At 60.7% G+C, this 22,880-nt stretch carries 37 protein-coding genes and 2 tRNA genes; 18 read left to right on the top strand and 21 right to left on the bottom strand.

What is annotated here, in order from left to right:
- Positions 1-70: 70 nt before the first annotated feature.
- On the bottom strand, positions 71-1,117 hold the full coding sequence (locus AAC077_RS05265; protein ID WP_339767211.1) for an ornithine cyclodeaminase: 1,047 nt from the start codon (positions 1,115-1,117) through the stop codon (positions 71-73).
- A 10-nt stretch (positions 1,118-1,127) separates the two neighbouring features.
- The gene (gene rocF, locus AAC077_RS05260; protein WP_339767209.1) at positions 1,128-2,051 is read right to left on the bottom strand and encodes an arginase; all 924 of its coding nucleotides are present in this window, start codon (positions 2,049-2,051) and stop codon (positions 1,128-1,130) included.
- Positions 2,052-2,159: 108 nt separating this feature from the next.
- On the opposite strand from rocF, the gene AAC077_RS05255 reads away from it, so the two are divergent.
- Complete coding sequence (locus AAC077_RS05255) at positions 2,160-2,585, top strand: Lrp/AsnC family transcriptional regulator (protein ID WP_339767207.1); 426 nt, start codon at positions 2,160-2,162, stop codon at positions 2,583-2,585.
- Here AAC077_RS05255 and AAC077_RS05250 read toward each other — a convergent pair.
- Positions 2,582-3,040, bottom strand: a complete 459-nt coding sequence (locus tag AAC077_RS05250) for a disulfide bond formation protein B (RefSeq protein WP_339767205.1) — start codon at positions 3,038-3,040, stop codon at positions 2,582-2,584. The genes AAC077_RS05255 and AAC077_RS05250 overlap by 4 nt on opposite strands.
- On the bottom strand, positions 3,037-3,615 hold the full coding sequence (locus AAC077_RS05245; protein ID WP_339767203.1) for a YqaA family protein: 579 nt from the start codon (positions 3,613-3,615) through the stop codon (positions 3,037-3,039). The genes AAC077_RS05250 and AAC077_RS05245 overlap by 4 nt, the downstream gene beginning before the upstream one ends.
- A 134-nt stretch (positions 3,616-3,749) precedes the next feature.
- Here AAC077_RS05245 and AAC077_RS05240 point away from each other — a divergent pair.
- Positions 3,750-3,833, top strand: a tRNA-Leu gene (locus tag AAC077_RS05240).
- 88 nt (positions 3,834-3,921) lie between these two features.
- Here AAC077_RS05240 and AAC077_RS05235 read toward each other — a convergent pair.
- The 16 genes from AAC077_RS05235 to AAC077_RS05160 form a co-directional block, all read right to left on the bottom strand.
- Positions 3,922-5,019, bottom strand: coding sequence for a tyrosine-type recombinase/integrase (locus AAC077_RS05235; RefSeq protein WP_339767201.1), 1,098 nt, complete (start codon positions 5,017-5,019; stop codon positions 3,922-3,924).
- Complete coding sequence (locus AAC077_RS05230; protein ID WP_339767199.1) at positions 5,016-5,201, bottom strand: hypothetical protein; 186 nt, start codon at positions 5,199-5,201, stop codon at positions 5,016-5,018. The genes AAC077_RS05235 and AAC077_RS05230 overlap by 4 nt, the downstream gene beginning before the upstream one ends.
- A gap of 3 nt (positions 5,202-5,204) precedes the next feature.
- Positions 5,205-5,579 carry a DUF4326 domain-containing protein gene (locus tag AAC077_RS05225; RefSeq protein ID WP_339767197.1) on the bottom strand — a complete coding sequence of 125 codons (375 nt, stop codon included), beginning with the start codon at positions 5,577-5,579 and terminating at the stop codon, positions 5,205-5,207.
- Entirely contained in the window at positions 5,558-5,869 is a 312-nt protein-coding gene (locus AAC077_RS05220) for a hypothetical protein (RefSeq protein ID WP_339767195.1), read from the bottom strand. Before AAC077_RS05220 ends, AAC077_RS05225 begins: the two co-directional genes overlap by 22 nt.
- Positions 5,866-6,111 carry a hypothetical protein gene (locus AAC077_RS05215; protein ID WP_339767194.1) on the bottom strand — a complete coding sequence of 82 codons (246 nt, stop codon included), beginning with the start codon at positions 6,109-6,111 and terminating at the stop codon, positions 5,866-5,868. Before AAC077_RS05215 ends, AAC077_RS05220 begins: the two co-directional genes overlap by 4 nt.
- Positions 6,108-6,350 carry a hypothetical protein gene (locus AAC077_RS05210; RefSeq protein ID WP_339767193.1) on the bottom strand — a complete coding sequence of 81 codons (243 nt, stop codon included), beginning with the start codon at positions 6,348-6,350 and terminating at the stop codon, positions 6,108-6,110. Before AAC077_RS05210 ends, AAC077_RS05215 begins: the two co-directional genes overlap by 4 nt.
- Positions 6,351-6,436: 86 nt before the next feature.
- A complete protein-coding gene (locus tag AAC077_RS05205) occupies positions 6,437-8,272 on the bottom strand; it encodes a ParB/RepB/Spo0J family partition protein (RefSeq protein WP_339767191.1) in 1,836 nt (611 codons plus the stop codon).
- A gap of 26 nt (positions 8,273-8,298) precedes the next feature.
- Entirely contained in the window at positions 8,299-8,565 is a 267-nt protein-coding gene (locus AAC077_RS05200; RefSeq protein ID WP_339767190.1) for a hypothetical protein, read from the bottom strand.
- On the bottom strand, positions 8,555-8,818 hold the full coding sequence (locus AAC077_RS05195) for a hypothetical protein (protein ID WP_339767188.1): 264 nt from the start codon (positions 8,816-8,818) through the stop codon (positions 8,555-8,557). Before AAC077_RS05195 ends, AAC077_RS05200 begins: the two co-directional genes overlap by 11 nt.
- 222 nt (positions 8,819-9,040) lie before the next feature.
- Positions 9,041-9,217: a hypothetical protein gene (locus tag AAC077_RS05190; protein WP_339767186.1), complete on the bottom strand. Its 177-nt coding sequence runs from the start codon at positions 9,215-9,217 to the stop codon at positions 9,041-9,043.
- Positions 9,214-9,516 carry a hypothetical protein gene (locus tag AAC077_RS05185; protein ID WP_339767184.1) on the bottom strand — a complete coding sequence of 101 codons (303 nt, stop codon included), beginning with the start codon at positions 9,514-9,516 and terminating at the stop codon, positions 9,214-9,216. Before AAC077_RS05185 ends, AAC077_RS05190 begins: the two co-directional genes overlap by 4 nt.
- On the bottom strand, positions 9,513-9,728 hold the full coding sequence (locus AAC077_RS05180; protein WP_339767182.1) for a hypothetical protein: 216 nt from the start codon (positions 9,726-9,728) through the stop codon (positions 9,513-9,515). The genes AAC077_RS05185 and AAC077_RS05180 overlap by 4 nt, the downstream gene beginning before the upstream one ends.
- Positions 9,725-9,943, bottom strand: coding sequence for a hypothetical protein (locus AAC077_RS05175; RefSeq protein ID WP_339767181.1), 219 nt, complete (start codon positions 9,941-9,943; stop codon positions 9,725-9,727). Before AAC077_RS05175 ends, AAC077_RS05180 begins: the two co-directional genes overlap by 4 nt.
- A gap of 193 nt (positions 9,944-10,136) precedes the next feature.
- The gene (locus AAC077_RS05170; RefSeq protein WP_339767180.1) at positions 10,137-10,427 is read right to left on the bottom strand and encodes a hypothetical protein; all 291 of its coding nucleotides are present in this window, start codon (positions 10,425-10,427) and stop codon (positions 10,137-10,139) included.
- Positions 10,424-10,711, bottom strand: a complete 288-nt coding sequence (locus AAC077_RS05165; protein WP_339767178.1) for a hypothetical protein — start codon at positions 10,709-10,711, stop codon at positions 10,424-10,426. Before AAC077_RS05165 ends, AAC077_RS05170 begins: the two co-directional genes overlap by 4 nt.
- An 82-nt stretch (positions 10,712-10,793) precedes the next feature.
- A complete protein-coding gene (locus tag AAC077_RS05160) occupies positions 10,794-11,255 on the bottom strand; it encodes a hypothetical protein (RefSeq protein WP_339767176.1) in 462 nt (153 codons plus the stop codon).
- Positions 11,256-11,308: 53 nt separating this feature from the next.
- On the opposite strand from AAC077_RS05160, the gene AAC077_RS05155 reads away from it, so the two are divergent.
- Together AAC077_RS05155 and AAC077_RS05150 are read left to right on the top strand one after the other, a co-directional pair.
- Complete coding sequence (locus AAC077_RS05155) at positions 11,309-11,590, top strand: hypothetical protein (protein WP_339767174.1); 282 nt, start codon at positions 11,309-11,311, stop codon at positions 11,588-11,590.
- Entirely contained in the window at positions 11,587-11,991 is a 405-nt protein-coding gene (locus tag AAC077_RS05150) for a hypothetical protein (protein ID WP_339767172.1), read from the top strand. The genes AAC077_RS05155 and AAC077_RS05150 overlap by 4 nt, the downstream gene beginning before the upstream one ends.
- A 253-nt stretch (positions 11,992-12,244) precedes the next feature.
- Here the strand turns inward: AAC077_RS05150 and AAC077_RS05145 are convergent, their stop codons facing one another.
- A complete protein-coding gene (locus AAC077_RS05145; RefSeq protein ID WP_339767170.1) occupies positions 12,245-12,877 on the bottom strand; it encodes a type VI secretion system-associated protein TagO in 633 nt (210 codons plus the stop codon).
- 317 nt (positions 12,878-13,194) lie between these two features.
- On the opposite strand from AAC077_RS05145, the gene AAC077_RS05140 reads away from it, so the two are divergent.
- From AAC077_RS05140 to AAC077_RS05075, 14 genes are all read left to right on the top strand, one after another.
- Entirely contained in the window at positions 13,195-13,962 is a 768-nt protein-coding gene (locus AAC077_RS05140) for a hypothetical protein (RefSeq protein WP_339767168.1), read from the top strand.
- Positions 13,962-14,810: a ParB N-terminal domain-containing protein gene (locus tag AAC077_RS05135; protein WP_339767166.1), complete on the top strand. Its 849-nt coding sequence runs from the start codon at positions 13,962-13,964 to the stop codon at positions 14,808-14,810. The genes AAC077_RS05140 and AAC077_RS05135 overlap by 1 nt, the downstream gene beginning before the upstream one ends.
- Complete coding sequence (locus AAC077_RS05130) at positions 14,807-15,373, top strand: hypothetical protein (protein ID WP_339767164.1); 567 nt, start codon at positions 14,807-14,809, stop codon at positions 15,371-15,373. Before AAC077_RS05135 ends, AAC077_RS05130 begins: the two co-directional genes overlap by 4 nt.
- Complete coding sequence (locus AAC077_RS05125; protein WP_339767162.1) at positions 15,366-15,668, top strand: hypothetical protein; 303 nt, start codon at positions 15,366-15,368, stop codon at positions 15,666-15,668. Before AAC077_RS05130 ends, AAC077_RS05125 begins: the two co-directional genes overlap by 8 nt.
- An 8-nt stretch (positions 15,669-15,676) precedes the next feature.
- Positions 15,677-16,402 (top strand): helix-turn-helix domain-containing protein, encoded by a 726-nt coding sequence (locus tag AAC077_RS05120; protein WP_339767160.1) that lies wholly within the window; start codon positions 15,677-15,679, stop codon positions 16,400-16,402.
- The gene (locus AAC077_RS05115; protein WP_339767158.1) at positions 16,399-17,001 is read left to right on the top strand and encodes a hypothetical protein; all 603 of its coding nucleotides are present in this window, start codon (positions 16,399-16,401) and stop codon (positions 16,999-17,001) included. Before AAC077_RS05120 ends, AAC077_RS05115 begins: the two co-directional genes overlap by 4 nt.
- Positions 16,998-17,663, top strand: coding sequence for a hypothetical protein (locus AAC077_RS05110; RefSeq protein ID WP_339767156.1), 666 nt, complete (start codon positions 16,998-17,000; stop codon positions 17,661-17,663). The genes AAC077_RS05115 and AAC077_RS05110 overlap by 4 nt, the downstream gene beginning before the upstream one ends.
- A gap of 80 nt (positions 17,664-17,743) precedes the next feature.
- A tRNA-Met gene (locus AAC077_RS05105) sits at positions 17,744-17,820 on the top strand.
- Positions 17,821-17,926: 106 nt separating this feature from the next.
- A complete protein-coding gene (locus AAC077_RS05100; protein WP_339767154.1) occupies positions 17,927-18,175 on the top strand; it encodes a hypothetical protein in 249 nt (82 codons plus the stop codon).
- A gap of 51 nt (positions 18,176-18,226) precedes the next feature.
- Complete coding sequence (locus AAC077_RS05095) at positions 18,227-18,544, top strand: HNH endonuclease (RefSeq protein WP_339767152.1); 318 nt, start codon at positions 18,227-18,229, stop codon at positions 18,542-18,544.
- A gap of 197 nt (positions 18,545-18,741) precedes the next feature.
- Entirely contained in the window at positions 18,742-19,092 is a 351-nt protein-coding gene (locus AAC077_RS05090; protein WP_339767150.1) for a hypothetical protein, read from the top strand.
- Positions 19,092-20,786: a terminase large subunit gene (locus AAC077_RS05085; protein ID WP_339767148.1), complete on the top strand. Its 1,695-nt coding sequence runs from the start codon at positions 19,092-19,094 to the stop codon at positions 20,784-20,786. Before AAC077_RS05090 ends, AAC077_RS05085 begins: the two co-directional genes overlap by 1 nt.
- Positions 20,787-20,794: 8 nt before the next feature.
- Positions 20,795-22,042 carry a phage portal protein gene (locus AAC077_RS05080; RefSeq protein WP_339767146.1) on the top strand — a complete coding sequence of 416 codons (1,248 nt, stop codon included), beginning with the start codon at positions 20,795-20,797 and terminating at the stop codon, positions 22,040-22,042.
- A complete protein-coding gene (locus AAC077_RS05075) occupies positions 21,969-22,871 on the top strand; it encodes a head maturation protease, ClpP-related (RefSeq protein ID WP_339767144.1) in 903 nt (300 codons plus the stop codon). The genes AAC077_RS05080 and AAC077_RS05075 overlap by 74 nt, the downstream gene beginning before the upstream one ends.
- Positions 22,872-22,880 lie beyond the last annotated feature (9 nt).

The raw sequence follows: 22,880 nt of genomic DNA, 5'->3' as shown, positions 1-22,880 counted from the left end.
TGCCGAAGGTCCGGTTGTCCAATCATGGCCAGCTCTCGAAGGCGTTGCCCCCCAAACTCCACATCAGCCCTCAGCCCTTCGACCGTTGCAGCATCCCGAACAGGTCGCGCGGATCATCGGGATCGGCCAGCAAGTCCAGCGGATGGAAATAATCCGTCCCCGCGATCCGGTCGCGCACATAACGCAGGGCGCTGAAATCCTCGGTGGCGAAACCGACGCTGTCGAACAGGGTGATCTGCCCCTGTGACGTGCGCCCCGGTTTGGCGCCGCTCAGCACTTCCCAGAATTCGGTCACCGGATGGTCGGGCGCAAGCTGCTGAATTTCACCTTCGATCCGTGTCTGGGCGGGGAATTCCACGAAGATATCCGACCGCTGCAAAATAGCAGGGGCCAGTTCCGTCTTGCCCGGGCAGTCGCCGCCGATGGCGTTGATGTGCACGCCGGCGCCGACCATGTTGTCGGTCAGGATCGTCGCATATTGCTTGTCGGCGGTGCAGGTGGTCAGGATATGCGCGCCCTCGATCGCCTCTTGCGCGCTGTCGCAGGACACCACGGTCAGCCCGCTGCGCGCCAGATTGGCGGCGCATTTCGCCGTGGCCTTTGGGTCGGTGTCGTACAGGCGCACCGTATCAATGCCCACAATCGCCTTCATCGCGATGCTTTGAAATTCGGACTGCGCGCCGTTGCCGATCATTGCCATGGTCGCGGCCCCCTTGGGCGCCAGCACCCGCGCCACCAGCGCCGACGTGGCCGCCGTGCGCATGGCGGTCAGCATGGTCATCTCGGACAAAAGCACAGGATAGCCCGTCGCCACATCTGCCAGCAGGCCAAAGGCGGTGACCGTCTGCAAGCCATCGGCGGTGTTCTTGGGGTGGCCGTTCACGTATTTGAACCCGTAGACCTCGCCGTCTGACGTGGGCATCAGTTCGATCACGCCCTCGGGCGAATGCGACGCCACGCGGGGGGATTTGTCGAACAGCTCCCACCGGCGAAAGTCGGCTTCGATATAGTCGGCCAGCCCTTTCAGCGCGTCTTCGATCCCGATGTGGTGGATCAGTTGCATCATGTGGTCGACAGAGACGAAGGGCACAAGGGCCTTGTCAGAGGGGGTCAGCATGGCGGTCTCCTTAGCTGAAGGCGCGTGTGGGGCGGTCAAAGATGCGGCGGCCAAGGGCCGATGCGGTCAGTTCCACCATCAGTTGCGCGGTGCGGCCGCGCTCGTCCAGGAACGGGTTCAGCTCGACCAGATCCAGCGAGGTCATCAGCCCGCTGTCGTGCAGGATTTCCATGACCAGATGCGCCTCGCGCACGGTGGCACCGCCGGGAACGGTGGTGCCGACGGCGGGGGCGACAGAGGGGTCCAGAAAATCCACGTCCAGCGACACGTGCAGCATCCCGTCCGCTGCGTGCACTTTGTCCAGGAAGGTGTTCAACGGCCCTGCGATCCCGTTTTCGTCAATCGCGCGCATGTCGATATAGGTGACGTCGGTGTCTTGCAGCGCCGCGCGTTCCGCCGGATCGACCGACCGCAGGCCCAGCATACAGATGTTGTCGTGGGGGACAGGGTGGTCGACCGCAGGAAACCCGTCAAATCCGTCGCGGCCCGCCAGATAGCCCATCGGCGTGCCGTGCAGGTTGCCGGAATCGGTGGTTTGCGGCGTGTGATAGTCGGTGTGCGCGTCCAGCCACAGCACGAACAGCGGTTTGCCTTGGGCTGCGGCGTGGCGCGTGGCCCCCAGCACGGTGCCAAGGGCCAGCGCATGATCGCCGCCCATGAAAATCGGAAACCCGTCGCGCAGCGCCGCTTCGCTGGCATCGGCCAGTGCCTTGGTCCATGCAATCGTTTCGGCCAGCTTGTGCAGGCGGTCATGCGGGATCGGTTCCACAGGGGCAGGGGTGACGTTGCCACGGTCCTGCACGTCATGGCCCAGGGATTGCAGCGTGCCCGCCAGATCGGCGGTGCGGTAGGCGTCGGGGCCCATCAGGCAACCGGTGCGGCGTTTGCCGCAGTCCATCGGCGCACCGATCAGTATACAGTTCTGGGTGGTCATTGCGGCTCTCCTGTTTGGCTATATACAAGGATATTGCGCGAAACGGCTTCTCGACAAGCAATCAAAATGACCGTATCGGGTGCAGACTGCTCAAAACGGAATGCTGTAATGGACGAAATGGACAGACGCCTGATCGCGGCCTTGCGCCACGACGCCCGCGCGTCGCTGTCGGATCTGGCCGCCAGCCTGGGCGTCACCCGCACCACTGTGCGCGGGCGCATCGAAAAGCTGCAAGCGCGCGGCGATATTCTGGGGTTCTCTGTCGTCCTGCGCGAGGACGCATTGCAAGACCCGGTGCGCGGACTGATGATGATCGGCATCGAAGGGCGCGGGACCGAGCGGATCATTCGCCAGCTTCAGGGCATGAGTGCGGTGCGCCACATCCATTCGACCAATGGCCGCTGGGACGTGATCATCGAAATCGGGACGGAAACGCTGGAAAGTTTCGACCGGGTGCTGTTCGACGTGCGCCGTCTGGACGGGGTCGTGGCCTCGGAAACCTCGTTGCTGTTGTCGACGCGCAAGTCGTCCTAGGCGCGGCGCAGCGCCATCAGCCAGCAGCCGACCAAGACAAACGACAGGATCGCATTCCAGCCCGCCATCGACAGGCCCGCCAGTTGCCACACGATGTCGTCGCAGCGGGTCAGCGGGGCGCTCATGATCTGGTCGAACAGGGCGTCGGTGCTCATCCCGGTGATGTCACCCGACGTGCAGGTGGTCGGACCCTGCCACCATTTCCATTCAACACCGGCGTGATAGACGCCAAAGCCGCAGGTGACGGCAGCGCTGAGCGCGCCCAGCAGGATCAGCAGACGGTTCGGCATCCACAGCGCGATCGCCCCGATCACGATGGCGATCACGTGCGGGTATCGCTGCCAGTAACACAGCTTGCACGGATGAAACCCGCCCAGATACTGAAACCCCAGCGCCCCCAGCATCAGCGCGGCCGAGCCGAGTGTGGCGATCATGATCCAGTGGCGTTGTGTCATAGATACCTCGTGGCGACGAACCCGCCGATCAAAAGCAGCAGGCACAGGGTAAAGACAAGACCCAAACGCCGTTCGATGAAATCACGAATTGGTGCGCCGAACTGCCAAAGCAGACCGGCCACCACGAAAAACCGGATGCCGCGCGCCAGGATGGATGTGATGATAAACGTGCCCAGCGGCATTCCGGTCCAGCCCGACATGATGGTGATGACCTTGAACGGGAAGGGTGTGATGCCCGCCCCCAGAACCGCCCAAAAACCCAGATCGTTGAACCGCGTGTTGAATTCGGCCATGGCATCCGCCTTGCCCAGCATGGCCAGAATCGGCTGTCCCAGCGTGTCGAAGGCCAGTGCGCCAATGGAATAGCCCAGCAGACCGCCCAGCACCGATGCCACCAGGGCGACGCCGGCGATCAGCCACGCCCGCGAGGGGCGCGCGATGATCATCGGGATCATCAGCACATCGGGCGGGATCGGAAAAACCGAGCTTTCGATAAAGGCGATGATGGCCAGAAACCACAGGGCGTTGGGATGGTCTGCAAGGCGCAGAACCCAGTCGTATAAATTGCGTATCACCCTATGGCCCTCGTTTTGGCGCGTCTTCGTGGAAAACCACGCAGGGACCGGCCCGTCAAGACTGTGCCATGTTGTGCGGTTTGCAAAAAGCCTCTGGACGCGCGCAGACCGGCAGGCTAAACGGCCCATGTGAGGCCCAAGTGGCGGAATGGTAGACGCAGGGGATTCAAAATCCCCCGCCGCGAGGCGTGCCGGTTCGAGTCCGGCCTTGGGTACCACCTCATCAACGTTCAACTGTTATTGTTCAGTTTTTTCCGTTTTCTGTCCCACGGAATTATATCGTGGGACACTTTGATCTCGAACAGATCAGAAAACGACGTGTCGAATACCGTCCATTGCGAGTGCTGCCATTCGGCGACGATCAGCGTTTTCGGTGTAGATCGCACTGGTCGCGGGCTTGGTGTGGGCCATCACGGACATGATCTGATGCTGTGTGCATCCAGCCTCGGCCAGCAACTCGCCCATTGCCTTTCTGACGCCGTGCTGCGACCGGCTCATAAGTCCCGCCTGTGCGGTCCAGGCCTGGATCATTCGACGTAGCGATTCCGGCGTTCGGTAAGGGCGCCCGTGCTGGCTGAGGAGGTAGGTTGCGCCTTCGACGGTTGGCGCCCTCAATTCTTCCAGCAGCTGCGGTGCGATCGGGATAGACACGAATGCAGATCCGCGTTTCTGCGGCTGCCAGTCCAGCCAAAGACGGCCGTCGCGTGTGACCTCATGCTTCCTGCCGTGCTTCACCGTGTCGCTGATGCGTCCGGCTGTAAACATTGCCAGAAACAGCCAGCGACGCGCTGTGGTGCCCTTTCCGTGTGTTTTCAGGAATGCTTTTAGGTCTTCCGCTGACCAGGGCGTTGCACCACCTTTTGAAACGTGCACCTTGCGCACACCTGCAACTGGATTGACCAACACCCTCCGACGCTCGATCCCCCATTTGTAGGCGGCACTGAGGCCCTTCAGTGTGTTGTCTGCCTGCGCCGTGCGTCCGCCCCAGCTGTCACGGATTAGCACGAAGGCTTCTGGTGGTAGATCGACGTGCAGAGACCCTATGCGATCGCCCTGATCGTCTGTCACGTCCATGGCTCGAGCCAGCAGAGATTTGCGCTGTTTAAGGGTCAGTGGTGACATCAACTTGGCCAGTACCTGACCTTCGATCCAAGCCAGATAGTCCTGGATTAGCTCGTCAGCGGAATAGCGCGCGACCGGCGGTGGGGCAGGTGGTGCATCGACGGTGCTGCCCGCACGGGCCGCATAGTAGTGTTCAGAGAATGTCGGATGCTCTGGACCAACGGGTATCCGGATGCGGCGCTTTGGATTGCCCTCGACCCGCACTCTGTGGCGCATTTCGCCCGAGGGGAGCCGTTCGGGCACGTAACCCTTAAATCTGACCTTCACATCGATGTCCGTCATTGTCCAAACCTGCGCGGTTCGGCGCGGTTCTGGTGCAAGGGTATGACCTTCTGTCCGCGGTCGGCAATGATTCTGACCGATCCATCTTTTTCCACAACGACTTCGGCGATGAGCATGCCGCACGCTTTCGCCGCCTCGATGGCGTTGGCGATCACTGCTTTGGTGGCACGAGGGGCGGGCATAGGTCAGGTATCCTTGTTCGCAAGGTGCAGCAGCACATCGGCATGGCAAGGGGCGTCGAGCGGGCACCAGCATGCCAGATCCTTGCCGCGCAACTTGTGGATGTTTTCACGCACGAAATCGGAAAAGTGCCAGTGCAATGTCTGCGGGTGCGCGTTCTTTGCGAATTGCAGTTTGCCGGGCCCCATTTCGAACATGGAGGTGCCGCCGCGCGTCAGCTTGCGATAGGCTGCGACTGCCTCGCCGGGATCGGCGTGGATGAAAGGGTTGCCCCAGATCGTCGGCCGGGTGACGTTGACGGCTCCCACTGGCATCCGCCAACCTTTTGTGCGCTTGCGCTGGATGCGTTTTGGCAGTGTCATTGCTGCGGCTCCGGACACAGTTCATTGTAATAATTTAGACCCTTCCGCGTCAGGCCGTAACCGGCACCGGCAACCATTCCATCATCTCCGAAAAGACCCTTTGAATAATAGCAGTAGCCCCGATCGGTCAGAATGCGAAGGATTGCACGGGCCAAGTCATAGGTAATGAATTCATCGGTTAGGGCGCGAATATGCCAGCAGGTTTCAAGCGGCCCGTAGTCGCCGTGCATCTCGACCATCTGCTGAATGATGTGGCCGTCTAGGAATGCAATCACTGCGGGATAGGTCGCGTTCATCTTGGCGGTCATCCCGTCACCTCGATCCGCTTGACGGCCTTAAACGGCCAGTCCCGGCCTTCAGCTGCCGCTCGATCGCGCAGTGCCCGCGCCTGAGCCTTTGTTCCGTTCCAGGCATATTCGGTCCCATGGGTTACGCCGGTGCCGGAAAGGTGCAGATACTGCTTGGTGCCCGGTATCCTGAAGCGCACCTTGGGCTTCTGGGCGTGGTACTCGGTTTTGATCTTGGGTAGGCCGCTGGTGATGTGGGTCACTGTTCATCACCTCTTGGCAGCATGGCAATCCGGGCGGGCGCCGGGCCCGTGACCTCGATCGTGTATCCAGCTTTCTTGCTGGTGCCGCGCAGGACTTTAACCGCGACACCTGGGTGCGGTTTGCCCTCGCTGTCGCATCCGCCGATGCCTTCCAGCACTTCACGTGCCAGCCGGGCGCGCAGCTCGTCCTCGCTGATCTCAGCTTTGAAGCTGATCGTGTTTGGGGTAATCAATGGCATCGTGCGGTTCCTCTCAAAATATCAGATCGAATATGAGCCACAAACGCATTACGGAAGCTCCCAGGCTGGGCAGCAACCACCAGCCGTCAGGCACTTCGCATCACCGGCGGCAACCACGCATCGATCCGCGCGTTGTCGGCGCGGCTCATGCCCATGGCCTCGCGCACCGACAGGTCATGCAGCAAGTCGTGTAGATCCTTGACCTTGCCGCCCTTGGCTTGCTTCTCGAAAGCCTGCACCCGCTCGTCGTCATGCTCAAAGCCGGTCAGCTCGACAAAGTGGTCGACCAGGTGCGGCTGACTGCATCGGCTGAAATAGATCGCTGCGTCGGGCGTCCACATCTTACGGATGTCGATCGACAGATCGTCGGCCAGTAGCGCGCCCAGTGAGGCGGTGCTGTGCTGTGGCCGTTGCACTGTGCGGGCCAGATGCTTTGCCAGCACAGTGTTGCGGTGCTTCTTTCCCTTGGCCCGGAAGGCGGCGAAGTCAGCGGCCATATCTGCAGGCGAGGGCTTGGCGCTGGCATTGCTGGTTTCAGTCAGCCGCTTGTCCAGGTTCAACGCGCTGTCGGCGGTGTCATGCTTTTCTGGGATGATCGTCTGGTCAGATAGGGTCACCGACAGCAGAGACGACCATTGGGACAACTGTGCCTCGATCTGGTAGGCCAGCAGGTCCAGCAGCAGCTCTGGTTTGTCTACCAGCGCGGTTTGCATGGCCAGCGTCTGGATGCGGTGCAGATCCTCGACCGCAGCCTGTGCGACGGGTGGCTGGCTTGTGGTCGTGGTCTCTACGCTGTCGTCGTCCGAGTTGGATTTCTGTTTGCGTGATTTAGGGCGAAATGCACCACTGATCTGCAGCTTGCCGTTGGTGTCGACATAGGCCCAAACGCCAGCGGTTTCGATATCCTCGTGCTCATAGTCGCCCTCTGCGCGATCACGTAGGGTTTTCAGCTTAACGTGGCCTTCCTCGTCCAGTGCGCCGTCTTCCTCCAGCTCTTCCAGCCGTGCCCACTCGTCTTGATCCGCCTCGGGCAGCTCGACCGGCACGCGGTAGATGCGTTCCATGCCTTCGGTTTGGCGCAGATCGACGTGTGCCTGGTCGTAGACCGGCGTCACAAAGGCCCAGTTGCAGTTTGCCGCCACGGTCTCGACGGCCAGATCCAGCTTGTGGCGGAACAGCTTGTCGAGAAGCTCGGCGTCGTGCAGCAGGGTTTCGTCGTCAAACAGGTTCTCGGTCAACGCACCGCCCTCGGCGCGGTAGGTGTCGAGGCCGACGAACACGGCGCGCCGGTCGGTCGCCTCGATCCGGCCATCGCGTAGGGCGTTGGTGATCTGCCAGCCGCGCAGCTCGTCCTTCAGCACCGCCTGCAGAACGCGTTCCAGCCGCGCTGTATCGTCCAGCGACTGCGTCAGCACCTTCGCCATGTCGATGCTGATCTTGTTCTCACGCAGGGCCATCAGGGCCAGGGCGGGCAGGGCGGCCAGTGCCAGCCGCCCGCGCACGTGGCGCACAGGTTTGGCAAAGGTGCGGGCAATGTCCTCGGGCGTGCGGCCGAGTTTGGCCATGGCGGCGTAAGCGCGGATCTCGTCGGCGGGGTGATGATCGACGCGGGCGTGGGTTTCGGCACCGGCCCAAGCTTGGGCGGTGGCGGGGTCGTCGGTGACCAGTACGGGGATCGGGTCGATCACGTCGTCATCGGTCAGCTTGTTCAGTGCGCGCAGACGACGGCCCCCCGCGACGATCTCGACACCGGTTTCGGTTTCCAACCCGATCAGGTTGGCCAACAGGCCGCTGACGCGCAGGCTTTCCGTCAGCTGGTCAATCTCGGCGTCCGGCGGCTCGGCGCGGGTGTTCAGCGGGCTGATCTTCAGCTCGGCCAGCGGGATCCACCGCACGGCGTTGATGGGGGCTTGGATGTTCATGGCAGTCTCCGGTGTTGAAAGGGGGGTTAGCTGGATTTCATTTTCTGGAGCGTCGGTACGTCGATGAGCCCAGCATCGGTCAGCGCATCTGCCTGTTTTCGGTAGGAGCTTTCGACGTCCTTCAGCAGTTCTTTTCGGGCTGCCTCAATTGCCTTGTCCCAGGCGCTGTCGCTGACCCCATCGAGGTCAGTTTCAAAACCCAACTCACTGCCCATGATCCGCTGGTGAAGGGCGGCAATTCGGGCCAGTTCCTTGGCCGATTCCGCGGCCAAGCCAAGTTGGTCAAATGTCATGAGGGCCTCCGAGAGTGGCGGGCGGATTGAATTGCGGGACTTCCGGCCCCCAAATGAAGGCATCCAGCATCTGCCCGGGTTCGATACCGGGCACAAAGACACGCCACTGGTCGCTGCCTGTGCCGTTGTTGTCGTTCACCTGAACAACTTCCCAATCTGGCGATGCCCAATCTTCCCCTTCCGGCATATCTGAAGGGTGGACTAGCTTCGCCCAAAAATGACCTTCTTTGTCTGGTGTTGGGTTCTTAGACATTGGTGTCTCCATGAGAATGGGGCTGTTCTGGGTTGCCGACATAAGGTGATGATCGAAGCCATTCTTCCCGGATGAGCTGGCGGATGGTTTCTGCGCCGGAAGTGCCGCGAGCCATTACGAGTTCATAAAACACGCGGTAATCTTCCGAACTCAGAATGGCTGTGATCTGGTTTCCGCCACGCCCTCTAGGCGGGTCCATCTTCGCCCTGACTCTTCCGTCTGTCATGGGCGTCTCTGAGGTGGGTGTGCAGGATCGTCAGGCCGGTGCCGGAAATGTTCGAGCGCAGCCTCTTCAGCGGCGGCTTCAATGAGGTTCTCGACCGACCTGCCGGTTTGAGCGGAGATCGCATAGAGGCGGCGCTCTGCAGCTTCGTCTATGGTGATGCTGTAAGTGGTCATTGCGCGGCTTCCCTCTCTGCGGCGGTGATCTTGCGGGCGAATTCCTCGGCGGTGGCCATGACCTCTTTCAGGTCCGGCTTTGCGCAGACGTAGCGGGCGGGTTCGCCGTCGAACCATGGGGCAACGCGCAGCTCGAACAGGGCGGCGCTGGTGCCCATGGCGTGGGTCTGGGTGATCCATGCGGTGACGATACCGTGGTCCAGCGTGGCGCTGGTCGGGCCGGTGCGCTTCCAGGTCATCGCGGGCGGGGTATTGCCCGTGTCGGCCCTGCCGGGCGCGTGAGTGGTGGCGGTGTTCATGGCAGGGCCGCGTATCCGGTGGCCAGCAGGGCGGCGGCGGACAGGGCCAGCGCGCACAGCTTGCGGGTGGATAGGGTGGGCAGATCGGTGTCGTAGGGATCTCCGGTATAGCGCATCAGATCCGCGACCAGCTGGTAGGCCAGAAAGCCGCCCACAAAGGCACCGACTGCGAGGGCGCCCACGGCGATAAGTTCGGGCCAGAGGGCAATCACAGCAGTGATCCTTGGTGGACGCCGCCCGGGCGGGCAGTGGCCACGGTTTCGAGGATGTGAAACTGTGCGCCGGTGTCGTCGGCCAGCTTCTGCGCCGCCGCCATCGCATCGTCAAAGCTGGAATAGCGCACGCGCGGTTCGCTTTTGGAGTTCGGGCCGGTCGGTTTGCGGCAGACCATCCAGAACTTTGCGAATTGTGGGAGGGAATTGCTCATTGCAGGCGGTCTCCTGCGCGGTTGTTCCAAGCGTCCCAGCCCTGCTGTCCATCTTCGCGATGCTGTGGGCCAGATGCCCCGCAGGTGTTGCAGTGCACATAAGACGTCGGGGTCTCATCCGTCGTTTCCGGCGGAAACTCGATCCGGTGCAGATCCAATTCGCCGCAGAACGGGCACGTCTTGGTAATACCCATCATGCCACCCGCGCCGGTGGGATCGGGGTGCAGCGCTGTGCGGCCTTGATCCAGTTGGCAATCGCTTCGTCTGCGCTGTTGCCGCTGTGGTAGAGCCCCATCATGTGCAGCTCGGCGTACAGCGGTCCCCAGCCGCCCGAAGTGTCGGGCAGGATCAGGCAGCCGCCGGTTTCGATGCAGGTCTGGGTGACCTTGTTCTTGCGGGCGTCGGTGTCCATCGGGCGCAATGCGTCAGCTAGATGGCGACGCTGTGCGGCGATGGTGGATGCGATGTCGAAGGGGAAACTCATGCTGCGTCACCGCCAGTGGGGCGATGCGCCATGCGGGTTTCACGCAGTGCGCGCACGCGGTCCCTGATGCGGGGCAGCCGTTGGTCCAGATCGGTTTGGAGTTTGGACTGCGGTGCGGCGACCAGGTAATGCGGCGTGTCGATGCGGTCGAGATCGACGGTCTGGCCGCGCGCCTGCTTCAGGGCAAGCCACGCGCCGACGATGGCGGTGGGGTGGGGCAGCCAGCCGGATGTGGGGGCCAGCAGAATGTGGCGGTGGTAGTCGTTTGTGAGAAATTTTTGCATTGAAACCTCCAAAATCGAGGGCATCAATGCATTAATGCTAAATCAAGTCAATGCATAAATGCAATGCATTGCATCTGGCGTGCTAATCGAGTAGCTCCCTCAGGGCTCCAATTTTCCGCAGAAGTTCGTCCAGGCCCTCCTTGCCCACCGTTGCACGGATTATCGCACGTTCTCCGAATATCTCGATCCTGATTTGGTCTTCGTTAGCAATTAGATTGCTCTCGTTTGTTTCTTTATCTGCTTCGGCTAACACATTTCCTTCTGGGTCAACGGTGGCCACAATCTTGTGTCTATAGGTGCCTTGTAAATATAGCTCGCCTGCCTCGTTTGCGAACGGTTCAGGGTCTATACCTGATACCTTCCATATCTTCGCTATCGTGTTTCTTGAAATTTTGTGCGGCCAGTCATCCGTCGCGAGAGGGCGCGTTATTGTCGACGACGAGATTTTTGCCGCTTGGGCAAGCCTTGTAGCAGACCAGCCGGTCTTCTCCAGCACGTGCTTGATGTATGAGATAGCCCAGTCTTGCATAACTATATTTCCCATTTTTGCGGAGCTAGTGCACGTTGCAAGAATGCACTTGCAAAAACCATGCATTAATGCAACATGAAGTCGAATTTTGTGAGGTCAGTGTTGTGGACTTAAATAGCGAGATCGAAGCCATTGAGAGTGGACTATTGGAGGCCGGGGTGACGCTGACCAAGTTCTGCTTTCTGGCTAAAATATCGGTATCCACCTGGACAAGGTGGCGGTCTGGGGTTGTGGCTCCAAATTTCAGTACCTGGAGTCGCGTTGAAGCTACCTACGAAGATATGGGCGGCGCTCGATCCAAAGACGTAAGTCAGGTTCATTCTATTTCGCAATCGGAAGGCGCAACATGACCGCCGTAGCCTCCCCCTCAAACGAAAAGGGGCGCGCTGGCTGCGCACCCCATCCCGCCCTTCAAGTTGTTTTTCCATCAGCTGATCATTCACAGGTCAAAGATGGAGTGAACATGCGGAAAAATCTTTCAAAAAATGTCCGACGGGGCGATTTTCTTGGGGGACAGCACAAAAGCCTGTCGCGCAAGTGGTTCGCGGCGTTGCTGTGGCGGGCGTTTCCGGCGGCATCGAACACGGAAGTGGCCCGATTGGGCGCGCCGGTTCTGGGTGTGTCTGAACGGCAGATCACCAACTGGCTGAACTGCGAGAACGATGCCGCGCTCAGCTATGTCACCGCGGTGATGGTGCTGGCCGGTGTCGAGTGCGCGCTGGACGGCGTGCGCGGAGGGCGGGCAGCATGAGGCTGGGCACGCGCATCGCTGCGATCTGGTTTCAGGCGTGGGCCGCCCGCGCTGACCTGATCGCAGCGTGGTGGCAGAGGCGTTCGCGTCGCTGGCACCGCCGGTCGGAAAAATTTTTCCATAAGCTCTATGGGGGCAAGTGATGTTCCTGCGATCTTCTAGATCCGTTGATCCTTCCTCCTCCCTGGTTCAGCGGTCAGTGCGCATCGGTGACGACCGGTGCGCACGAGTTAACCAAATTCCTGACTTGGCCCTAGTTAAGAGACCAGTTGCATGCGCTCGCAATCTGTTCAGCGCCGGATTGCATATTGCGAATATCAAACGTCAGTGTCTTGGCGCTTTCGCTGTACGGAGTCATGCGAACGGTCAGTGTATTGCCGCCCAAAACCTTTTTGATCAGTGGTATAGCTTGATTGCCGCGCCATGCTCCGAGGGCACGATTGGTCGTGCTGGCGGTGAAATTCTGGGTGAAGGCAGTTGCCTCATCAATGCGCATGGTGACCTGTCCGTAGGACTGGATGTCGGCCATGTGGCAATCAGTGGCAAAGAAGAATGCTGTCGTATTTTCACTGCATCTCAACAGCAAAGTTGCCGGCCGTTGCTGACCATACCCGCAGGTCATCACCTCGTTGGAATCCAGCATCATATTGACGACCTTACTGTCGTCGATGGGAGACGTGTCGACGGAAACATTCCAGTTTCCACTTGCACTGGCGGGGCGCGCTTCGGGCGCTTCTACGTCGGCGGTAATCGCGTCATAGCAGATGAGCCGAGAGCTCTCATTCTCAAGGTTCTGACACCTCATAACCTTTGCGCTCAATGGTTCATCAGCCAAAGCGGCGCCGACGAAAGCAAGCGCCGCCAAGGCGGAAAGTACGATTTTCATTTTCAATATCCTCCTAGAATTTCCGTGGCTTCTACTATGGCGCGATCAACGCCGCGACGTCTACGGGGATTTTTGACCCAGTTTGGTCCGCTCCGTCGCGCGTCTCGCAAGGGGATGTGCGCACGGCGTCGAGCGGGTCAAAGTTGGGGCGGCGGTTTGCGGGTTGCCGCCGTCCCGACGACATTTCGCGCGTCGAGGTTTGAGAAGCCTCTTCTGACCGTACCAAGGGGGCGCGGTGCCGCGCGAAAGCCCCCGATCTGCCTCGATCACTTGCTGGCCGGGTTTCGGCCTGGTCAGCACTTTTCGGGGTGTGTGGCGTGACCCAGAACCGTTCCTCCGCCGTCATGCAGCAACGCGCCGAGCCGACCGACAGTCTGGACGATTTCCCGACGCCGCCGTGGGCCACGCGCGCTCTGCTGGAGTTTCTGAAACAGATCGGCCACCCGCTGGATGTGCAACACGCCTGGGAACCGGCCTGCAATCGCGGCCAGATGGCACGCGTCTTGGGTGAAGAGTTCGACCAGGTCTGGGCAACGGATGTGCACGATTATGGCTATGAGGGCATGTCGGGCCTTGTCGATTTCCTGATGCCGGATCTTGAGCCGCCGATCGGCATCGACTGGATCATCACGAACCCGCCGTTCCGGCTGGGCCCGCAATTCATTCTGCGCGCACTGGAGCTGGCCGAGATCGGCGTGGCGGTCCTGGTGCGCACGTCCTTTGACGAGGGCGCTGCGCGGTACGAGGAGTTGTTCCGCGACACGCCCGAGACCTGGGCGCTGCCCTTTGTCGAACGTGTGGTGATGTGGCAGGGGGTTCTTCTGGACCCCGACGTGCCGGTCTGGCGTCCGGCCAAGGATGACCCGACGCAAGGCAAGATGGAAAAGCCCAGCAGTGCCACGTCCTATCAGTGGCTGATCTGGTTAAAGCCTGCCGTTGCCGTCGATGGAATTACCACCTCGTTCAAGCGCCGCATTCCGCCGTGCCGCAAGGCACTGACCCGCCCCGGTGACTATCCGCCCGTGCCCGAGCATCTGCGCGCGCCTGCTGTGCTGTCACCGGCCCCCTTGTTGGAGGATCTTTGATGTTTGACGCCGACTTTCGCCCCATTGTTTTACCTGATGATTTCAAGCCCACGCCGAAGCCGCCCCCGGACTTGGCGCTAGAGTGGATTCCGATCAGTGCGCTGGTGATCGACACAGGCTACCAGCGCCCGTTGGCGCGCGAGAACTGGAACAAGATCAACGCCATCGCTGCGGCGTTCGACTGGCGGTTTTTCACACCGGTCCTGGTGTCACCGTTGGGCGACGGGCGCTATGCGCTGATCGACGGCCAGCACCGGTCCCACGCCGCTCTGCGGGCGGGTTATGACGCGGTGCCTGCGCTGGTGGTGCCCATGTCGCGGGCGCATCAGGCCTCATCGTTCATGGCCGTCAACGGCGCTGTGACCAAGGTTTCGATGTTCCACCTGTATCGTGCCGGTCTGATGGCGGGCGATGCCTGGGCGGTCCAGGTCCGCGACGTGGTGGCAGCGGCGGGCTGTCGGGTGATGTTGTCGAACCATTCGGCAGCGGAGAAAAAGCCGGGCGAGATCTACTCGATTTCGATGGTGCGCGGGTTCTGCCGGGCGGGCAAGGGCTGGGCGGTCACGCGGGCGCTTGCCGCCTTGATGGCCTCGGCCCATGGGGCGGGGGCGGATGCGTTCAAAGAGGCGTTCATGTCGCCGCTGATCCACGCACTGGCGCAGTGTCCGATGGGTGAAAGCCTGCTGGTGGCCTTTCTGAACGCGCAGGACTTTAAGCTATTGCAGCGCAAGGTCGACCGGCTGCGCGAAGAGCCGCGGTACAAGAATGTCACCCGGATCACGATGATGCGCGATGTGCTGTTGATCCTGATGCAGGACTGGAACAACAGCGGGGGCGTGGCGGCATGAGCGCGGCCTATCTGAATGAGCTGCGCGCGGCGCTGATCGACCTAGATGGGCCTGCGCGGCCCGTGGCGCGCAAGGTGCGGCGGCCTGCGGTATGCGCGCCTGCGCCGGACGAGCCTGCGGGGCCTGATGATCTGGACCTTTTGCGTATTCCGATGGCGCAGTTTTACGTGCTGCACGACCGTGTTGTTGCACGCCAGGAGGCCGAGTACGCCGATCCTGATCACCCTCGCAACGAAGGGCAGGTGCGCCCCGTCTGGCCTCCAGATTGGCGCAACACGCACGGTGATGGCGGGCTGGATCAGCAGTTGCGTCGCTTCTGGTGCGTCGTGCTGCAGCAGGCCATTCTGGAGGCCTGTGAGGAGTATTTGAAGTGGGGCCATCCGCCGCCCTGGGTTGGATCAAGAGATCCGCGTGAGGTTGGCAATCTGGCAGGTTTGAACGGCGATGCCGTGTCCGAGTCGCTGCGTGGCCATTTCAGCACCGAAGCTGGTGTGTTGGAGTTGCAGGCCTCAATCCGCGGCGGCGCGTCTCACGAGGCGCGGAAGGCGGCGCGCGATGGCTAAGGCGCTGCATTTGGAATTCGAGCTGCTACCGACGATCCCGCTGCTGCGCGGCTATCTGCGTGCGCCTGACGGGCCGATCTACGACATCGTCGAGGCCACGCCTACGGGCGCGGATGATTACGGTGCGTTCCTTGGAGTGGTGCTGGGCAGGACCGGTCAGCCTGAGCTGACAATCAGTGCCAATTACCCCGTCGACCTTGGCCGTACCACCGCGCCCAAAGCGCAGATCAAGCGGGCCTGTCAGGCGGCGTTTGATGCGCTGCCGTGCGCGGGTTCGGAAGCGTCGAGATTATGAGGCAATCCATGCGGTCACCTGACGACGACGACCTGCGGTTGATCGAGGCCTCGGAGTGGGCGCGCCAGCGCTGGGGCTGGCTGGAAGGCGTGCGTCGTGACGGGGCGTTGAACGACAATGCCAAGATGGTGGCCCACACGCTGGTTCTTGATTTCTGTAACACGGAAACCATGCGCTGCGATCCGTCGTACAAGCAGATTTCCGACCTTAAAGGCGGGTCGCCTGACACCGCGAAAAGGGGTGTTCAGGCACTCGAAGAAGCGGGCTGGATCACCCGTCTGCCGGGGGCCGGTCGCGGCAATTACACGGTTTACGGCTTCCTCACACGCGCCAAAATTCTTGCGATAAAAGGGGGCAAATTTGCACCCCCAAAAGGGGGCACATCTGCACGGGTTTCGGGATCGGAAAAGGGGGCAAATCTGCACGGAAAAGGGGGCAAATCTGCTTTAGTGCATAATATAGCTAAACCATGGAATAACCATAAGGGCGACGCCCTACGGAACGACCCGAAAAAAGCAGCCGTTGAAGGCGCTGAAAAGCAGGGCGGCCAAGCTTCGTCAAACCCGATGGTTCAGGACAGCGCGAGGCGCGCTGTTGCGTCATGGCGTGGCGGTCGGTCGAGCGCCTTCGATGATCTGCAGCCATGGGTTCTCAAACACATCATCGCGTCCGGACTTTTGTCCGATGACGAACTGGCAAGGGCCGGATTTTCCAATGAAGGGGGCAAGGCATGACCGAGCAGGATTGCACGAAGACCGAGAACAAGCGGGCGCGTGTGCGGCGTCTGGTAATCGACCCATTGGCAGCGGGCGGGATGCGGGGAAAGCACGGCACTGCGCCGGACGGACATCGTGCGTTTCTCGATCGCGTTTGCGATGAGCTGGCGCGGTTGTCAGATCGTCAGCTGGTGATGATGCGCGGCTGGATGGAAGCCAACGGAGAGGGTTCGGCCAAGTGCTTCTGGCCCGCCTTCGTGTCGATTGCCGGTGTCGCGCAGGGGCTGTGTCCGCGTCCCATAGAAGAGTTGCCCGAGCTGTCGAGCTGGTTTGGCAGCCGCGCCGGCCCCGAGGCCGCGGGCGTTCCTGGTCGGCTGGTGATGGAGCTGCGGTTCATCGAAAAGAAGCGCCGGCCGCCTGTCATGGTCGGCGAAGCTGCGATGGTAGCGCGGCGCGCTGCCGAGTTGCATTCCGATGTGCTGCGGGCGCGTGAGCTGCGCGACTGCGGTCGGATGTACGACGAGGCGCTGCTCGGGCGCTACGACCGTGACAGGGCGCGGGCCGAGGCTTTGGTTGCCAAGGGCGAGGCCGGACGTGCAGCGGGTGACGCAGCATGAGCGTGCAGGGGGCAGTGGTGCCGGACGGGCAGGGCCGTGTGCGGCGCGAGATCTCTATCCAGCGGTTGCTGGAATGGGCGTTCGCGGATGAGTGCGCGCAGGTGGATTTCGAGGACGCCGGTACGCTGGCGCAGGGCTATGGTCACGTGGGCAATGCGTACCGAATGGCCCAGCGTGGCGCACTCGGCTGTCGGATCGACGGCGGCGGCGTGTCCTATCCTGATCCTGATGCAGATCTGGTGGCCTCTGCGGTCGCGACATTGCCTGAGGGCTGTGGTGGGCGACGCATGGCGGTCCAGATTGCCGAGCTGGCCAGGGCTAGAAATGTTCCTGACGCTTTCGTCGGAGTAGAGCCTCGCTGTGAGCCCAAAGGCTGGCGCGAGAATAGGTTTGCGCGAAGGGCTGAAACTCAGAGCCTTGGCATAATGATCGACCGCTCAGGGCTGCGGCCTCGTCGGTACGATGTTCGGGTTTGTCCTGTGGTCTACAGGCCCGATGGGGCGCAGGTAGCAGCAGCGCGGCGAAATTATTTGCAATGGTGGTCTGCGTTAATTGAGTTGCGCACAACCTTCGAATTAAACAATAGTCTGTCCCGGTGGTTTGTCAGTCACAACATGCCTCCGATGACGCCATGGAAAAAAAGTATTGCGCCTCAGGTCTAGACCCCCTAGACGAATGACACTCACCCCACTCGCGCCCGGACGGTAACCCCGCTCCGGGCGCTTTGCGTTTGGGGTGCATGTGTCGCGGTAGAGCAGTTGGTAGCTCGTCTGGCTCATAACCAGAAGGTCGGTGGTTCAAGTCCATCCCGCGCAACCAGATAACCGCAGAGCAGAGCGTCGTGCGCAGCCAAGGCTGGACCACGCTGTTGAAGTCGGACCCGCGCCATCGCACTGGTGCGGGCTCGCAATGTTTGGAGTGAGACATGGACATAGGTCGCATCGAAGGCGCCACACGCGTGTGCGGAAAATCCCAGGGCTTCTTGGGTTTACCTGTGCGTGACAGTGTGCGGGATTGCAGCGTCGCAGGCGGCAAGGTGCCGGTGATGACGACGGCATGGCTGCCCAACCCTGCTGAGTTGGCTGCGATCAATGCCGGTGCTGCGATCCACGTTAGCATCGACGGCACCATTCCTTCCCCGATGATGCTGAGCGTTGGGCCTGCACCGGAGTAACGTCAGATGGGGAAGTTGAAGGGCAGGGGCTTGCAGCCAAGGCTGCGCCCGATGCCGCCACGTCTTGCGCCACTACCGATCGAGGTCAGCGGTCGAGAGGATGCGGCGCGCCGGTCCAAGGATTGGCTGAACACTGCTCGTTGGCAGCGTCTGCGCATCAAGGTGTTGCAGCGCGATCAATACACCTGCCAGCAAACAGGCGTGCTGCTGATCGGCAAGCACCCGGCTCCGAACAGTCCGGTGGTCGACCACATCGAGCCGCATCGCGGTGACCCAGATCTGTTCTGGGATGAAGAGAACCTGCAGTCCGTCGCCAAGATCTGGCACGACAGCGTGAAGCAATCGATGGAGAAGCGCGGTCTGGCGTGAAGGGGGGGGTGGTCAAAAGGCCACAGCCCCTGAGCGCCCAGACCCGCCCTCCCCATAGTCGGAGATTTTTTTCTGTGAAGCGAGAGTTTGACATGTTGGGCGACCCCATTCCCGAAGGGCGGGGAAAGCCTGGTGCGACGGGGCACATTGCGACCGCAGAAAATGTTAATAAAGTCAGATGGTTGCTAGTTTCCGGCATGAAGAAGCCGCAGATCGCGGAGCACCTGGGGATCACGATCCCCACGCTGAACAAGCATTATTTTAAGAATCTGTCTGTTCGTAACGCGCAGCTGGCAGCGATCAGTGAAGTGCGCGGGCGCACGTTGTTGCAGCTCGATAAAGCAGCGCAGGGTGGGTCGGTGTCGGCAATGAAGGAGATCGGAAAAATCGCCAAGCAAGCCGAATTGGAATGCCTCGCCAGCGATATCCGCAAATCTAATTCGTCCGCGAAGCCATTGGGCGTGAAGGCGCAGCGCAAGGAGGATGCCAAGCCGGATGGCACCTGGGGCTTCCTTGGTGACGCCGGTCCGAGCAAGGAAGTTCACTGATGCCGTTTGATGGGGATCTGTCTTGCCCGGACTGGGTGGAAAAGCTCAAGACTGGCGCCACGCCGATGCCGGATCTGGACGTCGACGAGCGGACAGCGAATGTTGCGGTGCGGATCTTCAACCAACTCAGGCTGCCCGACGTGGGTGGCCAACCGACGCTGGGCGAAGTTGGCGCCGACTGGTTCAGGGACATCATCCGCGGACTGTTCGGATGCATTGATCCGAAAACCAAGATCCGACATATCAGCGAGTTGTTCCTGCTGGTGCCGAAGAAGAATTCGAAGACAACCAATTCAGCGGCGCTGGGTCTGATTGCTTTGATGGTCAACACGATCCCGAACGCCAAGATGGTCATCATTGGCCCGACGCAGGGCGTGGCCGAGACATGCTTTGCCCAGGTGCAGGGGATGATCGACGCGGATCCTGAGCTGCAAAAGCTCTTCCATGTGCAGGATCACCTGAAAAAGGTGACCTACATCCCGACCGGCGCGAAGCTGGCGGTGAAGTCTTTCGACATGAACGTCGTAACGGGCGGCATTCCCGTCTTCGCCATCATCGACGAGCTGCACCTGATGTCATCGCGTAGCTACGCCAAGAAAGTGATCGGCCAGATCCGGGGCGGTATGAACAAGCCAAATTGCCTCCTGGTCTTCATAACCACACAATCGGTCGATGAACCGGCCGGCATCTTCCGGACCGAATTGAACAATGCCCGCGCCGTGCGTGACGGCACAACGCCAGCTGAAGGGCTCTTGGCGGTTCTCTATGAGTTTCCGGAAGAGATGCAGGCTGACAAGTCAAAGCCGTTCCTCGACACACGCTATTGGCCGATGGTTATGCCGAACCTCGGGCGATCGGTGTTCATTGATCTGCTGGAACGCGAGTATCGAAAGGCAAAGGCCAAAGGTGTCGAGGATGTGCAGTTGTGGTTGTCGCAGCACCTCAACATCCAGATCGGCGTTGGTTTGCACTCGGATCGATGGGCGGGTGCTGATTATTGGGAAGATCAGGGCGACGACATGCTGACGCTCGAAGGCATCATGGCGCAGTGCGATGTATGCGTCGTCGGGATCGATGGCGGCGGCCTCGATGATCTGTTGGGCTTGGCTGTTATCGGGCGTCACCGCGAAACGCGCGATTGGCTGCACTGGGCCAAGGCGTGGGTCCAGGACGATGTTCTGAAGGAGCGACCGGAGATCGCAGAGCGGCTGCAAGACTTTGATCAGTTCGGCGATCTGGTCATCTGCGAGGACTTGAGCGCTGACATTGAATCCGTCGCCGAGATCTGCGCTCAGCTGCTCGAAGCCGGGTTGTTGCCGGACGACGCAGCGATCGGGCTCGATCCCGAAGGTGTCGCGGATATTGTTGACGCCCTGGCTCTGAAAGGCCTGACAGACGAACAGGTTCGGCCGATCAGCCAAGGTTACAAGTTGAACGCTGCCATTAACGGGCTGCCGCGCAAGCTGAAGAAGGGGTCCTTCCGACACTGTGCGCAGCCGTTGATGACCTGGTGCGTCGGAAACGCGAAAACAGAATTGCGGGGAAATGCACGCATGGTCACGAAACAGCGTTCGGGTCTGGCCAAGATCGACCCGCTTATGGCCACCTTCAATGCTGTCATGTTGATGAGCCGGAACCCTGAAGCGGCAGGTGGGCCATCTATCTATGCTGATCGCGGCGCGTTGGTGCTCTGATGGGGTTCTTGAACTGGATTACGGGCCCGCGCAATGCTGTTCAGGATAGCAGCGGTGGACGGGAAATTTCGTCCACTTCGGATCTTGAAGCGGCCATTCGAATGGTTGGCATGGGGAGTGCGTCAGGCGTTTCGGTAACGCCAACATCAGCGATGCGCGTCGCGGCGGTTTATGCGTGTGTGCGCCTGATCTCTGGTGCGGTCGCAAACCTCCCTTCACATGTGAAGCAACGGCTGGACGAGCAGACACGGATTGATCGGCCGGATCATCCATTGTCAAAGGTTCTCCGACGCAAACCAAATAGCTGGCAGACGCCTTCGCAGTTCAAGCGGATGATGCAGGCGCACCTGCTATTGCGCGGGAATGGTTATGCCCAGATTGTCCGTTCGCGCGGCAATGTTATTGCCCTGAACCCTCTCGATCCGGACCGCATGAAAGTGACGCAGAACGATGATCTGACGTTGAAGTATGTCTACCAGCGTCGAGACGGGCGCCGCGTTGTGTTGCCCTCGGACACCGTCATGCATCTTGTTGGCCTGACGCTCGATGGTGTTACCGGTGTCTCGGTGCTGACCTATGCCCGTGAAGCTATCGGGTTGAGCATCGCGCAAGAAGGTCACGGTTCGACGACGTTCAAGAATGGCGCACGGTTCAGCTCGGTGCTGAAGCACCCAGCCAAGCTGGGCAAAGAAGCGCAAGAAAACCTGCGGGCCAGCCTCGACGCCTATCGAGCTGGTGGTGAGAGTGAGGGTAAGGCGCTGATCCTCGAGGAGGGGATGGACGTCGCGCAGATGTCAATGAAGGCGACAGACGCCCAATGGATCGAGAGCCGCAAGTTCTCACGCGGCGATATCGCGATGTTCTTCGGTGTGCCACCGCACATGATCGGCGACACGGACAAGGCTTCGAGCTGGGGCACCGGTGTCGAGCATCAGTCGATCGGCTTTGTCACATATACCCTCGAGGATCACCTGACCACTTGGGAAGAAACTGCGAACCGGGATCTGATCTCCGAGGATGAGCCGGACGTCTATGTGCGCTTCAATCGCAAGGCCCTGGTGCGTGGCGATATCAAAACCCGCACCGAACACTACACCCGGATGATGCAATGGGGCGTCTACAGCCCCAACGAGGTCCGCAAATTCGAGGACAGCAATCCGCGCGAAGGCGGCGATGTCTATTATGATCCGCCCAACATGGCAGGCTCGAAAGAGAGCGGCGAAGGAGAGAGCGATGACGATCCGAAATCTACCTGAGGCAAAGACATTCAAGCGCCCCCAGAACTTCCAGTGGGACGCGCCAACGGATGTTCTGGCCCGCTGGGCGGCAACGCCGCAGGCCGCTGACACCAGTGATGCCACGACCATCACGATGTTCGAAGTGATTGGTGAAGACTTCTGGACCGGTGGCGGGGTGACGGCAAAGCGTGTCTCGGCGGCCCTGCGCTCGATCGGCGACAAGGACGTGACGGTCAAGATCAACTCGCCCGGCGGTGATATGTTCGAGGGCATCGCGATCTACAACCTGCTGCGCAAGCACCCGGCAAAGGTCACGGTTGAAGTGATGGGCTGGGCCGCATCGGCCGCGTCGATCATTGCAATGGCCGGCGACGATATCCGCATGGGTCTCGGCACCTTCATGATGGTGCACAACGCCTGGGGCGGGGTCATCGGGAACCGGCACGACATGCGGGACGCCGCCGAGATGTTTGACGGCTTCGACAGTGCCATCGCGGATATCTACGAAGCCCGAACTGGTCAGAAACGTGACAAGATCACCGACCTGATGGACGCAGAAACATTCATGGGCCCGAAAGATGCCGTAGCCCTTGGTTTTGCTGATGCGGTCGACGACGGCATTTCGGTGCCGGATGATGACGATGCCAAGAATGAGGGCGCGCGCCCGTTGAATGCGGTGCGCCAGCTTGAGGCCATTCTGGCACAACAAGGTATGTCCCGTGGTGAACGCCGTAGCTTCATCCAGGACGTCAAAAGCGGCACGCGCAACGCTGCCGATCCCGCCATGCAAGACGCTGGCGAATTTGATGCTGCTGCACGGCAGCTTCTGAACACACTCAAATCATAGGACAATCCA

The organism is uncultured Pseudosulfitobacter sp. (genome assembly GCF_963976325.1).
Lineage (GTDB): Bacteria > Pseudomonadota > Alphaproteobacteria > Rhodobacterales > Rhodobacteraceae > Pseudosulfitobacter.
The sequence above is the reverse complement of the archived record's forward strand: the minus strand, read 5'-3'. Positions and strand labels throughout refer to the sequence as shown.